A 15,310-nucleotide genomic window follows, 5' to 3' on the forward strand; every position below is an offset into this window, starting at 1 on the left:
GTTAAGCCCTTTCAGGGCTAAGACTAGCTGAATACTTGTGAAAAAAAGCCCTGTAAGGGCGAACAGTTTGTAGCGTAAATAAGTATGAATCATGTATTAAGCCCCATCGGGGCGACCCATAGCGATTGTGTTATTTGCATTCCGATTTTATGAAGGGGTATCCGTTCAAGGACAGAGTCCTTGAATAATAGTGGTCACGGGTTCGGAGAACCTGCCACAGGAGGAAAAATGAATACTTGTCCAAAACTCAAGCCCCATCAGGGTGGCATATTTGCACCACAGAAGAGAAATATCCACCCTACATTAAGCCCCAGCGGGACGACACCTTTGTAGCCCCAACGGGGCGGAATATCACAGGAATGGGCGCAGCCCATTCCATGATCATTATAAAGTAAATCCAGCCCTGAAGGGGCGTAATATCTTAAGGTTTGTGGTATTTGAAATATATCAAAGTACCAATAGCCTGCGTTAAGTCATCCCGTAGGCTCCGAGACTTCGGAATTTTTCAGAAACACAGAAAGGCTTGACTTGTGGAACGTGAAAGGATTCCTACGGAATGACGCTCCGAATGGGCTTCATTTAGCCGTCATTGCGAACCTGCTTTAGTTCTTCGAAGTGAAGGTGTTTACGTGAAGCAATCTCTTTTTTAGGTAACGATTGCTAGAGATTGCTTCGTCATAAGCTGTTGCTGATGCAACGCTTATTTCTCGCAATGACCTAACCGAGAGGGTTAACGTGTCATAAGAATATTATCTAATTCATTGTTCATTTATGTTATTCATTACTTTGAACATATCGCTTCTAGAGAACTCAAACTGTGCTAAGTTTCTTTCAAAAGATCGCTCAGTATCGTATAAGTATTGTAGCGTGTTTCCTAGGCTATTAGATAACCCAGTATCAGTGAACTTCAGCCTGCCAATAATCTCATCTAGTTGTTGAGCCGTAAGTTTGTTTTGTATAATTTCTTCCAATGCTAATTTAGCAACAGAAGACATGTGATATTCTCCCATATAATGTTTTCCGTCTTTCTGAAAGTATAGATTGAAACTCACCTCGTCATCTAAGGAAGCTAAACAAACATAAAATGAAAACCAATTTTCGAAATTAGGAGGTAGTTCGTCCTGAGATAATTTTAATGCCATAGTCAATTCAACTTAACTCTTTCAAAATAATTTTTTCCGCTTACTTCGATGTTAATATAAACTAATTAGAATTTCTTTTCGAGGTTTTGGATAAATGAAATACCGCTTCACACGCCACTAATAAAATTCCACCCCGCAAAAACCTTGAGATAGTTTTACCTTGAGCCATTGATAAATAAACAAAATCCTTTCTCAATGAAGCTCGGAAATCTATTTACACTTTTATTCTTATGTCTGTGTGTCGCTTCGGCCACAGCGCAAACCGACCTTTCCTTATTCAAAGCCATGGAACCACGTTCTATCGGTCCGGCAGGAATGTCGGGTAGGGTCACTTCAATCGATGTAGTTCGGTCGAACAAAAACATTATTTATGCAGGAACTGCCTCTGGTGGTTTATGGAAGTCTACCAGCCAAGGCACCTTATGGGAACCGATTTTCGATGACCAGGATGTAGCCTCTATCGGAGTGGTGACCATCGATCCATCTAACCCGAGTGTAATTTGGGTAGGTACGGGCGAAGGAAACCCTCGTAACTCCATCAACTCTGGTTATGGCGTTTACCGCAGTTTAGATGCAGGCCGCACATGGGAGCACATGGGCTTAGAAAAAACCAGCAATATCCATCGTCTTATTGTTCACCCTAACGACCCGAATACCATTTGGGTAGGCGCAATCGGTTCTCCTTGGGGCGAACACGAAGAACGCGGTGTTTTTAAATCTACCGATGGCGGAAAAAACTGGAAGAAAGTACTTTATGGAGGTCCGGGTGCGGGTATTGCCGATATGGTTATCGACCCTACTAATCCTAATAAAATTGTAGCAGCCATGTGGGAACATCGCAGGTGGCCTTGGTTCTTCAATTCTGGCGGTCCAGCTTCGGGTATTTACATTACCTACGATGGTGGTGAAACTTGGAAAAGAAAGACTGCGGAGCATGGTTTGCCGAAGGGCGATTTAGGTCGAATTGGTTTGGCCATTGCGCCTTCTATGCCCGATAGAATTTATGCTTGGGTGGAATCAAAAGAAAATGCCATTTACCGATCAGACGATGGGGGAGAAAGATGGTATAGAATTTCTAACAAGAACGATAGAGGCATTGGTAGCCGTCCGTTTTACTATGCCGACATTTATGTAGATCCGCAGAACGAAAACAGAGTTTACTCTCTGCATACGCAAGTTACTTCCAGTGAAGACGGTGGTAAAAGCTTCCAAAACTTTGTGAATTCAGGCATTATCCATGTCGATCATCATGCTTGGTATGTACACCCAGATGACCCGAACTTTTTGGTTTTAGGTAACGATGGTGGTTTAGTTTTGAGCACCGACCGTGGAGGGCGATGGCAATATTCTGAGAACTTACCAATTGGGCAGTTCTACCATGTGAATTACGATATGGAATACCCATACAATGTAATGGGTGGAATGCAAGACAATGGTGCATGGTTAGGCCCAAGTCAATTGTTGAAAAACGGAGGAATTAGAAACGGTTATTGGGAAAGAATTGTAGGTGGCGATGGCTTCGATGTGGTGCCAGACCCTACTGATTTTCGCTATGGTTATTCATTGAGTCAAGGTGCCAACATTCAGCGGTACGATAGAGTAACGGGTGAAATGGTGGGCATTAGACCGGAACATCCTAATGGCGTTGAATTACGCTGGAATTGGAATGCAGGGGTAAATGTGAATCCGATCGATAAAAAGACTGTGTATATCGGTGCGCAATACCTTTTCAAGTCTATCGATAATGGTAGAAATTGGGAAATCATTTCTCCAGATTTGACCACCAACAATCCTGAAAAGCAAAGACAAATTGATACAGGAGGCTTGAATTATGATAATACGGGTGCAGAAATGCACACTACAATTACCGTGATTGAGCCGAGCCCATTAAAGCAAGGTGTGATTTGGGTAGGTACCGATGACGGTAATGTTCAATTGACGCAAGATGGCGGTGGAAAATGGGAGAACAGCGCAGGAAAGTTCGAGGGTTTGCCAGATGCCACTTGGGTGCAGCAAATCAAGCCAAGTACTTACGATGAAGGAACAGCCGTAGTGGTTTTTGACGACCACAGAAGAAACAATTGGGAGCCTTATGTTTACCAAACAACCAACTACGGAAAATCATGGAAACGCATTGTGGATAACAATGATGTCTTCGGTTTTGCGCTTTCATTTGTGCAAGACCCAATCGAACCAAATCTAATGTTTTTAGGTACTGAAGGTGGACTTTACGTGAGTATGGATGGTTCTGCTACTTGGGAGAAATGGACTCATGGTTACCCAACAGTGCCTACGATGGACCTTCAAATTCACCCAAGAGAACATGATTTGATCATCGGTACTTTCGGTAGGGCACTTTGGATTTTGGACGATATCCGTCCGCTGCGCGAAGCGACTACAATGGGTATGAAAAAGCTGATGGCAGAAAACCTTCACTTGTTCCCAATCCCTGATGCTACGAATGCTATTATTGGGCAGTACATGGGCTACAGAAGTACAGGTGACGGGCTGTTTATGGGAGAGAACAAACCATTTAGTGCAGCAATTAACTACTATGCTAAAGATGCAGGTCGTGTAAAAGTTGAAATTTCTGATGCTCAAGGTAAAGTAGTAAGAACTTTATATCAATCTGCCGATAAAGGCTTAAATCGTATGTACTGGGGTTTTGAAGGCGATGGCGTTCGTCAGCCGGGTTCTGGCCCGAGCCGGGAAGGCGCTGCACCACCACGTGGTTACGATGTGTTGCCAGGTACATATACCGTTAAAATGACAAAGGGAAATGCTTCAAGTAGCCAAACGATTAAGGTCATGAAAGATCCTCGTTCACCAGAATGGGACATGAACGAGATTGAGGCAAAGCAGCAATTTATTCAAGAATACTATGATTTCTTGGCGCCTGTTACCGAGGCCATTGATCGTTTGCAAGCCGCTACGAAAAGCGTTGGTTTGATAGATGGTTTTGCTGATGATAATGCAGCTTTAAAAGCTAAGAATGCTGAAATCAAGAAAAAGCTAACGGCTTTGAATCGATTGATTTACGCTGAAATCACACAAGGTTCACGAAATGACAAGAGCGTTCTATCGAGTTATTTAGGAACTATTAGAGGTAAAATGGGCGGAAGTTATGATCCAGTAACGCAGGGCATGCGCTTTGCCTTGGCCAATGCTGAAAAGAAAGCCGATGAAGTGATTGGTGAAATCAATGCTTTCTTCAAAACCGATTGGCCAGCCTATAAAGCTTATGTAGATGGGCTTAATATTGAGTTACTACCAGGCTTTTAAGCTTACAAGTACCTTAGGAATCAAAAACCCAAAGCAGCAATGCTTTGGGTTTTTTGCTTTACAGCATAAGAATGAAACCGTTAAAACAGTTGGTGTCAGCTTATTCATTTATTGCCCACGGTTTCAACCGTGGGCTATTTGTGTAAAAGGTACCTAGTGATGTTATTAACCATTTAAACCTGAAACCAGTCGAGCATGCTGCTCTGAATAGGCTTAAATTGACCGTCATCCTGAACTTGTTTCAGGGTCCGCTTGCTATGAGACTTAGTAAATAAGGTAACTCAAGAACAGAGTCCTAGGTTAAAGTAGTCACAGGTTCGGAGAACCTGCGACAGTGGGTAATGGCACTTACATGTTTTATTATCTCGTCCCTACAGGACTTATGTGAGTCGTAGTCTTGACTACCGAAGGGCTGCACCCTTCGTTTTGATGTTACGCCCTTACAGGGCTAAGAGAAGTAGAATGCTTGTGTAAAAGTAAAACCCCAGCGGGGTGGCCCCTTTGTAGCATAAAGAAATACCCATTCTACATTAAGCCCCGCTGGGGCGACACCTTTGTAGGCCCCAGCGGGGCGTAATACCATAGGAATGGGTACAGGCCATTCCAATATCAGTATTAAAATTAATCAAGCCCTGAAGGGGCGCAATAACCTTTTGGTACAGTTAATCTTGATCTAAGGAAAGTGAAAAGATTTCTCCGCAAGCTGCGAAATGACGGCTCGAAATAGGGCAGAGGTTTAAGTAATCAGTGAGATTGCTTCACGTAAGCTCATTCACTTCGATGTTTATTGACAGGTTCGCAATGACAGTTAAGTTGGCGTTTGTGGCGCGAATGTTTGGGTTTTGCGGTGAGCCATCGGTCACGGTCATTGCGAGGCACGAAGCAATCTTTATTTAAAGTTGGCTCGGCAGAGCTGAATACGCATTGCATACATTGTATATACTCTTTGTGAAACTCCGCGCCCTTTGCGGTTAATAATCAGTGAGATTGCTTCACGTAAGCTCATTCACTTCGATGTGCACTTGCAGGTTTACTATGACGGTTCGGTTGACTTTTGTGGTGAGCAATGGGGACTCTTATTGGATTTTCTCAAGCGCCTTTAACGTACGTTTTCCTCTGGATTTAAAGCCGGCAGAGCCATATGGCATTTGGTCTTCAATAAGAATTTGAAGTTCGCTTTTTAGCTCAGGTACCTTTTGGGTAATATTCAAAAGCACGGTCATGGAAAAGCATTTAATAGCTATGGCTTCACTTTTAGAAGCCAAATAGCCAAAGCAAATGTCGGCTACTTCACCCCAAAGGCTTTCTGGAATTTCGAGTTCCTGAAGCACACGGACGGTGTTGCGTTTAATGGAGTCATGTAAATTGGGTTGCTTAAGGTTGAACACCATTGCTTTCAAATGTGGTTTAAGCATTTCTACTTTCTTTCTACCAATTTCACCAACTACCCAAGCAGCCCTTTGCGTTACGCGATATTCATCGCTTAGGAATAAGTTCATCAGCGCATCAAACCGTTCCTGTTGTTCGGCAACATAAGAAACGATGAGGTTCGTATTCTCTTTGGAATGTTCCTTTAAAAGTTGTTTTCGAATGTCCATCATGACTTATACACCAAAATTAATCATCTTTAAATATCAATCATTTTTTTAGCCATGGATATACTACTTATTGTTTTAGGTATCGTTTTTATGCTTGTGGGTGTTGCAGGCTGTTTTTTACCCATTCTACCTGGGCCACCTGTTAGTTTTCTTGGATTGCTTTTCCTCCATTTTACAGCTAGAACTGATATTCCAGAAGATACTTTATGGACATTGGCTTTAATTACTGTTGCCGTTACGGTGCTAGATTACATTGTTCCCATTTATGGAACCAAGCGTTTTGGCGGAACTAAAAAAGGGGTGTGGGGGAGTACTATAGGTTTAATTATAGGTATGTTCTTTTTTCCTCCTTTTGGAATTATTATCGGTCCGTTGTTGGGTGCTTTTGTTGGCGAAATGAGCGCTGGGCAAGATACTAATAAGGCCATGCGTTCAGCACTGGGCTCGTTTCTTGGTTTTTTGGCAGGCACACTGCTTAAGCTTATCGCTTGTTTTGTAATGGCCTATTACTTCATTATCTATTTATTCTAAGCTGTTTTTGTTCAGGTCGTTAAGCTAGAGTTTTATATATATTAATAAAATTAAATATGTTAATATTAAAATATATTTATCTTTCAACATGTTTGGTTTTTATCTTTTAGTTGAAGAGGGTAGGAAACGAAACAGCCTGAAAACACATTGATTTTCAGGCTGTTGATTAGGGTGTTGTTGGTGCTATTATTTTTCTGGTGTACCGATGGTTACCTCAGTTTCTATATAACCACCTCGTGTGGAAAGGATTTCCACTTTTGCTTTAGCGCCCTTGATTTTGTTCAGTTTAATTTCAAAAGTAGCTTCTTGGCTTTGGCCTGGCAGCGTTCTGTCCATATACTGAGTTTTGTCAGATAGAGTAGGATTAATGATTTGCACTTGAGCCTCATCACCGCCTCGGGTTAGTTTCGAATCGAACTGTAACTGAACACGGTCTTCGCGTACAATTTTAACCAATTGTGCCTGTTTAAGAGCAGTGGGTAATTGGCCTGTATTAGTGAATTTCACCTTCACTATATAGGTGTCTTTGCCTTTGCTTTCTACACTTACATCGTTTAAAGTAATTTGTGGTAAATCCATGGCCATGGCTAAATTGAAGAGTGCTTGCTTTTTCGCCCAGTTTTCTAATTGCCAAGGTGGTCCGTTTTGACCAAAGAATTTAGGGTGAAAACCACCGATTTCGGCTTTGCCTAATGTTGGATGATCGAAAGGTTCCCATTCTTTAAAACCACGACCTCCGTTTTCTTCATCGTCCCAACGCAGTCCATCATAATCGTCATAAATGCCATCATTATCGTAATCTTTCATGGCACCATTGTTCCATAGCTCATCGCCATACCAGATTGCTCCGTAATAGAAGTACCCAAAATCAGGACCATGGCCGAACAGCGGACTAGGTTTTAATGGGTCGCCAGTAGAAGGGTTCACTTTGTAGCGTGTGGCATAAGTTTCATATACATCGCCAGCCCAAGGGTAGCCGGTAATGTCCATTCCAATTTGATCGTATTTTTTGTAGATGTCCAAATCTTCAGGATACATTCTTTCTTCACTTTTCGAAGTAGAAGGAGCTCTTAAGTGCATTGGCACTCGGGTGTCCATAGAGTTGGCTACTGAAATATTAGGGTGAGTAAGCATCCACATTACAATAGAGCGCGATTCTGGTTCGGACATGGGGAAAGCTCCGGCTCCATTTTGTGTATAGCCCCTGCTTGTTTCATCTTCACCCGTATCAGGTCGCCAGTTTTCAGGGTAGTTTCTATGAAGGTCTAATCCGCCAATGCCATCTTCATTAAAACGGCCGTCACCATCATTGTCGATTCCTTCGCTATAAACAAAGTAATCACCATTTTCTGAACGCTTCATTAAACGTCCTTTCGGGTCTCTTGGGTCAATAATATGTGTGCCTTTTTCCCCTTTTTTGGCTTTTACTCGAATCTGGTATATAATTCCGTCTCCGTCTAAATCTTCTTCATCGTCTTCATCTAGTAAACCATCTCTATCATTATCGTGTGGCCTTACCGTAGAACGGTTTCTTTGGGCAGTGTTTAAATAGAGGTTCGAACCATCAGGATTGTTTTGTGGTCTCAGGTAAATCGCCTTAGTGTCGATCAGTTTGGTAATGGCGGGGTCGCTACCATAGTTTTCTAATAGGTGTTGAGTGAGCCAGAGAATGGATTCGCTACTGGTAATTTCTCCGCTATGGCGGCCACCTTCAAAGTAAGCGGCTGGTTTATCGGTGTCTTTGCCAGTTTTTTTATTGGTCAAGGTCATCTGTAAAATTGGTCGACCTTCAAAGCTGGTGCCTACCTGATACAAGTCTACAATGTCTGGATACTTTTCGGCCCATACTTTATACCAGTAATACATTACGTTTACGGTGTGGTAGGTGTCGAAGGTGAGCTGCTTCATTGGCTCATATTGTACTTCAGGGTGTCTATACTGTTTAAAAAAACTAACACCATGCCTTTCGCCTTTTACGGTGTATGTGGCGGTGTCTTTATCAGATTCGGGCCAAGTTATAGGGTTCAGTACTCTTACTTCTTGAGCAAAAAGCATAGGGGAGTAGAGCAACAAAAATAGTAGAATGTGTTTTCTATTCATTTTCTATATGGTTGTTTGAATTGGAAGATAGGAAGAAAATCAGATTGATAGGCGTGCTATTATTGGAGTGGCTGGGAAGACCTTAATTCATTTATCGATGATTTCGGTCAGTTATCGAATAATACTGTCAGTTATCGAAAGAATCATTGTACCAACTATTAATTCTATTCATTTGTATTGCACAACTCAGCCCAAGTGAACACACAGCCTCAAATAACCATTACCAGTAACGGACTTTTAGTCAGTAAACAGTTTGTACCCTCAATCTGGAATTCCCAATTAGGACTCGTAGAAGGAGAAAAGATTGGAGAAAATCTATGGCATTGTATTTCTTCAGATTTATCTAAGAAAGAGAACATACAATTCGAAATGAACCATGCAATGTATTATCTTAGTATTCGGTACTCAGATAGTTTATATCATATTTCTTTCGATTTGCAGCATAAAAAATCATACTCTTCTAGATCAAAGTCGATTAACCGCTACAAAATGTTGGTGGAAGCGGCAAATGACATTATTTATGAAACAGATACCCAAGGCTGTTTCACCTATGCAAATCCCAAGGCATTAAAGGCTGTGGGTTACAGCAAGGACGAAGTAATTGGGATGCGATATGTCGATTTGATTCGAGATGACCACAAGGAAAGAGTAATTCATTTTTACCAAAATCAAATGGCCAAGGGTGAAACAACCACTTACTTGGAGTTTCCAATTGTTTGTGCAAATGGTGAAGTAATTTGGATTGGTCAGAACGTGCAGATTCTTGAAGATGAACATGGTATTTTAGGAATGATGTCGGTAGCCAGAGATATAACTGACCGACATGTATCTGATCAACTATTACTGAAATCCGAAGAAAAATACCGAGGTATTATTCAAAACCTTCAGTTTGGTCTTTTAGAAGTAGACTTAGATGAAAAAATTCTCTACGTAAACGAGGCCATGTGTAGCATTACTGGCTATACACCAGAAGAGCTTATTGGCAATGTTGCTTCCGATATTTTAGTTCCAAAACAGACAAAGGAGATTATTGATAGAGAGCATGACAAGCGGGCGCAAGGTGTAGCTAGTGTTTATGAAGTAATGCTGAAACATAAAGATGGCCGACCAATTTGGTGTTTGATTAGTGGTGCTCCCAACTACAATTTTGATGGTGAAAGAATAGGGTCTTTAGGGATTCACATGGATATTACGGGCAGAAAGAAAGATGAGGAAGAACTCATATATACCCGCAGTCGCTTAGATAAATACAGGGTAGGTTTAGAGCTTTTAAACGAAATGACCTCCAACATTGGTTTAGATCTTAACTGTCAAATCAATGAAGGGATGAAGATTGCTGCTAACTATCTTAATTTACCTTTTGGGATTGTAAGTAGGATTGAAGGCGATGATTATTATGTTCAGCATAGCTATTTAAATGATGAAGAGCCGGCAGATTCGGCTGAACAGCACTTTAAGCTGCAAGAAACTTACTGTGACATTACCTTTAATCTTGATTCAAAAATTGCAATTCATAATTTTAGTAAATCTGATTATTCAGACCATATCGCATTTAGTAAGTTTGGTATTGAAACATACATAGCCTCCCCTTATTCGGTAAATGGAAAAAGGAGAGGTACAGTTAATTTCACTTGTGTAGAAGCACGTGAACAGCCCTTTGATGCTTACGATCTTGAGTTTATCGATCTTCTGGCAAAATACATTGGCTTTATTATTAGCCAAGACGAAAACCAAAAGGAGCTAGCTAAGGAGCGCGAAACTTTAAGATTAAGAAATGCTAAACTGTCTGAAAATGAAAGCTATCTAAAAGCGATCAACGGTTTCGTTACCAAGCTGTTGGTAAAAGAAGATATTGTAGAAATAGCCTGGGAGATTGCTGAAAATGTTATTGACGAGTTTGGTTTTGAAGACTGCGTTGTCTACGTTTTTAATGAAGACCATAACTGTTTAGAACAGTTGGCACTTTATGGGCCAAATATGTCGAAAGATAGAACAATAATAGACCCAATTCAGGTGAAACTTGGAGAAGGAATAGTTGGACATGTTGCTGAAACTGGGGTAGCCGAAATTATAAGCGATACTTCTAAAGATAGCAGATATAAAGATATTGATGGACTAAGGCTCTCTGAAATTACGGTGCCTATAATTGCTGACAATAAGGTAATTGGGGTTATAGATTCAGAACACAAGCAGAAAAATTTCTTTAAGGATGAGCACTTAACTACACTTACTACTCTTGCTAATTTAGCATCTAATAGACTGAAGAATGCTAAGGCAAAGCGAAGACAACTGATAGCCGAGCGAGAATTAAAAGAAAATGAAAATAAGCTTCGAACAATTATTAACTCAGCACTTGACGGAATTATCACAATTGACCAAAAAGGCTTAATCACAGAGTGGAACCCTCAAGCGGAAGTGATTTTCGGCTGGAAAGCTGAAGAGGTAATTGGTGAACCACTAACAAATAATATCATTCCTTCTAAACATCATTCAGCACATGATGCGGGAATGAAAAATTACTTTAAAACAAAACAGGGGCCTGTTCTAAACCAGCGCATTGAAATTACAGCTATGCGTAAAAGTGGCGAGGAATTCCCGATTGAGCTGGCTATTCTACCCATTGTTAGAAATGGAATTCATTCATTTACTGCTTTTGTAAGAGATATTACCATTCAAAAAGAGGTGCAAAATGAAATGGAGAAAGCACTCAATAAAGAGCGTGAGTTGAATGAACTTAAGTCTAGATTTGTTTCTATGACTTCTCACGAGTTTAGAACCCCGCTGACTACGATAAAGCAAAATACAGACTTAATAGCATTCAAGCTCGAAAACCAATTCCCAGAGCATTTCGAGGGTTATAATAAATACCTCGATAGAATTGAGTCAGAAATAGGAAGGGTAACTTTCTTGATGAACGATATTTTGATGTTGGGTAAAATAGAGGCAGGGCGTGTGGAAATAAATAAAAAACCAACCGACCTTCATGAGCTAATTAAAAAAGCCGTAACTCAATTAACTGAAAATAGAAAGGACGGTAGATCTATTGACTTTTCTGTTATCGGTGTAGCACAACCCATCAATATCGATGTCAATTTATTTGATCATGTCGTGGCCAATCTTATTTCAAATGCTTTTAAATATTCAGAAGGAAAAGATGACCCCAAGGTTATCTTATCTTATGAAAAAACGAATGAGGTGAAAATCACCTTTAAAGATTATGGTATAGGAATTCCAAAGAAGGATCAAAAAGGATTGTTTGCCTCTTTTTATAGGGCTACAAATGTTAAAAACATTCAAGGTACAGGCCTTGGGCTTTCTATTGTGAAAGAATTTGTAGAGATGCACGGAGGTACCATTTCCGTTAATAGTGAACAAGATATGGGCTCTGAATTTATAGTTATTATTCCAACTCGATAAGTCAAGTCTTTTTTAAGACTATATAATTATTATCTTTAACTCAAATCTTATTTAAGGAATGAGCCAGTTAAAGATATTAATTGTAGAAGATGATATAATGATTTCGGATAGTCTTAAAGATATCCTAGAAATGTTAGATCATAAAGTAGTGGGTGTTGCTGCCAATGCCGATGATGCCATTGAACTTTGTAATCAACATTCGCCAGAATTGGCACTGCTCGATATTCAAATTGGAGGAGATATTGACGGTGTAGATTTGGCCGAAATTATCAACGACCAATTTGACATTCCTTTCATTTTTACCACTGCTTTTGCCGATAATACCACTGTTTCAAGGGCCAGAGAAAGAGGGCCGTTTGGTTACCTGGTAAAACCTTATGGCGTAAAAGATATTAATGCGGCTATTGAAGTGGCGATGGGCTCTTACGAAAGGCTTAAATCTGCTGAAAAAAGCAGTGGAATGTCGAAGATTATAGACAATAGCATTTTCCTGAAAGTAGACGCTAAGCTGATAAAAGTAAAAATAGAGGATATACTTTATATAGAAGCCAAGGGAGATTATGCACTGTTTAAAACCGCTAATAAGGGCTATATAGTACACAGTACCATGAAAAAGGTTCAAGACCGATTGGAAGAATTTAACTTCCAGAAAGTACATCGGTCTTTCGTGGTCAATCTATCTAAAATCGTAGATATTGAAGAATCGAACTTACTGATTGAAGATAAGGTAATTCCTATTTCTAGGGCCAATAAAGAAGCTTTAATGAAGCGATTGAACTTGCTTTAGTCAGTTTAAAAATATTGAAAAAGAGGAGCTATTGGTTCCTCTTTTAGTTTCTCACCACCGAAAGTTGATTTTCTGAACTTTTTAAGATTACTCTTTCAGATTTATCCCAGGTTACCTTTTGATTTCCTTTGAAGTATTTTATCCAACCCTTTACTACGCAAATGTGCATATAAACAAAGTAGTAGGGGATGTGGAGCAGTTTGTATGATGTTTTTTGGTCTCTAATTACATAGCCAAAGAAGGCAAGCAGATAGAAGATGGATTGAGCTCTAAACGCTAAATTGTAAAACCAATGTGTGTCGGCAAGCCACAATGTACTGGCAAAAGCCCCAATCAAAGCCAATGGCATGAGTGTCCAACGCAAGGCACGGTGCGACACATACTGAAAGGTGAGTTTTCCGTACTTAAAAACATTCAACAGCTTTACCAGTTTGATCACCGCCTGAATTCCCCCAGCGCTTATTCTCACTTTTCTTTTGGTTTCTTCTGCAATGTTTGCCGAGGCAGTTTCTGTTGCCATGGCACTAGGTTCGTAGCCAACTTTATAGCCATCTGCTGCAATGCGCATGGTCATCACAAAGTCTTCTATAAGAGTATTTTCTTCTGTAGGAACGAATAATCGAGTTCTGATGGCAAATAACTCACCAGCTGAACCCACTAAAGTGTTCCATTCGGCATCTTGCTTTTTTAGGAATGACTCATACTTCCAGTAAAAACCTTCACCAGAAGCACTGGCATTATCTTCAGTTTCACTCAATACTATTTTTTCGCCCGAAACAGCGCCCATCAAATTAGATTCAAAGGGCTGAACCAAAGCCTTTATTGCACCAGGGTTCATCATTACATTTGCGTCACTAAACACAGTAATTGGCGAAGTAATGTATCGCATTATGCGGTTTACTGCGGCTATTTTACCTTTTCTTTCTGGGCTAAAGCTGAATGAAACACTATTATACTGCTTGATAATATCGTTAGTTTGGTCTGTTGAGCCATCGGTAACGAAAAGCACTTTTAACCTATCTTTAGGGTAATCGATTTTTTCACAATTGGCAATTTTTTGTCTTATAATCTCAGCTTCGTTATAAGCTGCAATCAGTAGAGTAACCTCAGGCCAGTCTTCTTCAGAGAAGGCTGTATTGGTGTTTTTCTTTTTCTTCCACTTATTAAGCAAGGTTATCAGTATACCGTATCCGGCAAATGAGTAAAGAATAGTAAAGGTCGAAATCCAAAAGAGCGTTTCCATATGCTGTTTGTTTAGTAGGATAAAAGTAGCCGAATCCTGAACTGAAATGAGTTAATTTCGATGAGTTGCAGACTTTAGGCGATGAGCAGCTTATCAGGTTAGGTGGCTCAGTTTTAAGTGAGATTGAGAGAAGTAGCCTAGTACTAAAAAAGGTACTAAGATGTGTTTAGTACCAAAAAAGGTACTAAAGTAGGAATGTAAAAAAGGTATATGCAGTAATAACGGGTTATATTGTAGGGGCTACTTTGATGGTCAATGATTATCACTCTATTCTTAAAGGTTTCATTGACGGTATTCGAATTGACTAAGAGCCTGAGTTTAAGTTTAAACCCTCACAAACCCCACTTTCCTTAAAATCAATGCATCCCAAACCCCTTTGGTGAAAGCTCTAAAATGCTTAAACTCCGATTTCAATAAATGGCTAACAATGTTTTTAGGTGAACTGAGTAGGAGGAAGAAAAGTAGGAAGGCTGTGTTTCTCTGTCCTTTCTGGCGCTTCATAAAATAGATTCTATTCCGGGTTTGGTAGTATACTTTTAGCGGACTGTTTTTTCCGGTCGAGATTGATTCTTTGTGAAGAATTTCCGCGTCCATACACACTTTCAGTTCAAAACCTGCTTCTCGAAACATTCTGGACCAATCTAATTCTTCGTAATACAAAAAATAGTCTTCGGGCATTAAGCCACATTGATTTATCACAAACCGAGGAATCATGACTGCAGCCCCGTGGAAATAGGGGGTAGATACAGTTCCTGTGGGTTGAGGGCGCGATTTTATCAGTTCGTTACGGCCTGTCAGTTTGTTGATTTCTGTAAAACCTGCGAACTGAATTGTATCTGGCGCGTCAAAATATTTAATCACCGGACTCACTGCACCCACAGATGGGCTAGTAAAGCAATTTAAGAGTGTCTCAATAGTTCCGTTCTTAATTTCCGTGTCATTATTTAGAAGTAAAATGTAATCGCCCTGAGCGGCCTTAACGCCTTCGTTATTTCCTCCAGCAAAACCCAAGTTTTCTTTTTTGTTGATCACCACAACATTTTCTAAGTGTTGGCGGTAAAGCTGCGTGTCGTCATTCGGCTGAGCATTGTCTACCACAATGACTTCTAAATTAGGGTAGCTGAGTTTCGCTATTGAATCCAATAACTCACAAGTAACTTGCGCTTGCTTGTAGTTTACCGTAATAATACTGACTAGTGGGCTTTCCATG

At 40.3% G+C, this 15,310-nt stretch carries 9 protein-coding genes; 4 read left to right on the forward strand and 5 right to left on the reverse strand.

Going from position 1 to position 15,310, the window contains the following annotated elements; genetic code table 11:
• Positions 1 to 758 precede the first annotated feature (758 nt).
• Positions 759 to 1,142, reverse strand: coding sequence for a hypothetical protein (locus OB69_RS01570; protein WP_053221942.1), 384 nt, complete (start codon positions 1,140 to 1,142; stop codon positions 759 to 761).
• Between the two features lie 195 nt (positions 1,143 to 1,337).
• Between OB69_RS01570 and OB69_RS01575 the strand changes: the two genes are divergently transcribed.
• On the forward strand, positions 1,338 to 4,424 hold the full coding sequence (locus OB69_RS01575; protein WP_157608465.1) for a hypothetical protein: 3,087 nt from the start codon (positions 1,338 to 1,340) through the stop codon (positions 4,422 to 4,424).
• Positions 4,425 to 5,500: 1,076 nt separating this feature from the next.
• Here the strand turns inward: OB69_RS01575 and OB69_RS01580 are convergent.
• Positions 5,501 to 6,025: a hypothetical protein gene (locus OB69_RS01580; RefSeq protein ID WP_245620761.1), complete on the reverse strand. Its 525-nt coding sequence runs from the start codon at positions 6,023 to 6,025 to the stop codon at positions 5,501 to 5,503.
• Between the two features lie 51 nt (positions 6,026 to 6,076).
• Here OB69_RS01580 and OB69_RS01585 point away from each other — a divergent pair, with 51 nt between their 5' ends.
• Positions 6,077 to 6,553: a DUF456 domain-containing protein gene (locus OB69_RS01585; protein ID WP_053221945.1), complete on the forward strand. Its 477-nt coding sequence runs from the start codon at positions 6,077 to 6,079 to the stop codon at positions 6,551 to 6,553.
• A gap of 186 nt (positions 6,554 to 6,739) precedes the next feature.
• Here the strand turns inward: OB69_RS01585 and OB69_RS01590 are convergent, their stop codons facing one another.
• Positions 6,740 to 8,653 carry a M14 family metallopeptidase gene (locus OB69_RS01590; RefSeq protein ID WP_053221946.1) on the reverse strand — a complete coding sequence of 638 codons (1,914 nt, stop codon included), beginning with the start codon at positions 8,651 to 8,653 and terminating at the stop codon, positions 6,740 to 6,742.
• 195 nt (positions 8,654 to 8,848) lie between these two features.
• Between OB69_RS01590 and OB69_RS01595 the strand changes: the two genes are divergently transcribed.
• Together OB69_RS01595 and OB69_RS01600 are read left to right on the forward strand one after the other, a co-directional pair.
• Entirely contained in the window at positions 8,849 to 12,070 is a 3,222-nt protein-coding gene (locus tag OB69_RS01595; protein WP_053221947.1) for a PAS domain S-box protein, read from the forward strand.
• Between the two features lie 58 nt (positions 12,071 to 12,128).
• Positions 12,129 to 12,857: a LytR/AlgR family response regulator transcription factor gene (locus tag OB69_RS01600; protein WP_053221948.1), complete on the forward strand. Its 729-nt coding sequence runs from the start codon at positions 12,129 to 12,131 to the stop codon at positions 12,855 to 12,857.
• 43 nt (positions 12,858 to 12,900) lie between these two features.
• Here the strand turns inward: OB69_RS01600 and OB69_RS01605 are convergent, their stop codons facing one another.
• Positions 12,901 to 14,100 (reverse strand): glycosyltransferase family 2 protein, encoded by a 1,200-nt coding sequence (locus OB69_RS01605; protein ID WP_053221949.1) that lies wholly within the window; start codon positions 14,098 to 14,100, stop codon positions 12,901 to 12,903.
• A 324-nt stretch (positions 14,101 to 14,424) separates the two neighbouring features.
• Positions 14,425 to 15,309, reverse strand: a complete 885-nt coding sequence (locus OB69_RS01610) for a glycosyltransferase family 2 protein (protein ID WP_053221950.1) — start codon at positions 15,307 to 15,309, stop codon at positions 14,425 to 14,427.
• Position 15,310 lies beyond the last annotated feature (1 nt).

This window comes from Roseivirga seohaensis subsp. aquiponti, from assembly GCF_001267955.1.
GTDB classification, from domain to species: domain Bacteria; phylum Bacteroidota; class Bacteroidia; order Cytophagales; family Cyclobacteriaceae; genus Roseivirga; species Roseivirga seohaensis.

Bases quoted from the DNA above. Each gene is read 5' to 3' on its own strand.
- OB69_RS01570 (WP_053221942.1), bottom strand. From the start codon at position 1,142: ATGGCATTAAAATTATCTCAGGACGAACTACCTCCTAATTTCGAAAAT.
- OB69_RS01575 (WP_157608465.1), top strand. From the start codon at position 1,338: ATGAAGCTCGGAAATCTATTTACACTTTTATTCTTATGTCTGTGTGTC.
- OB69_RS01580 (WP_245620761.1), bottom strand. From the start codon at position 6,025: ATGATGGACATTCGAAAACAACTTTTAAAGGAACATTCCAAAGAGAAT.
- OB69_RS01585 (WP_053221945.1), top strand. From the start codon at position 6,077: ATGGATATACTACTTATTGTTTTAGGTATCGTTTTTATGCTTGTGGGT.
- OB69_RS01590 (WP_053221946.1), bottom strand. From the start codon at position 8,653: ATGAATAGAAAACACATTCTACTATTTTTGTTGCTCTACTCCCCTATG.
- OB69_RS01600 (WP_053221948.1), top strand. From the start codon at position 12,129: ATGAGCCAGTTAAAGATATTAATTGTAGAAGATGATATAATGATTTCG.
- OB69_RS01605 (WP_053221949.1), bottom strand. From the start codon at position 14,100: ATGGAAACGCTCTTTTGGATTTCGACCTTTACTATTCTTTACTCATTT.
- OB69_RS01610 (WP_053221950.1), bottom strand. From the start codon at position 15,309: ATGGAAAGCCCACTAGTCAGTATTATTACGGTAAACTACAAGCAAGCG.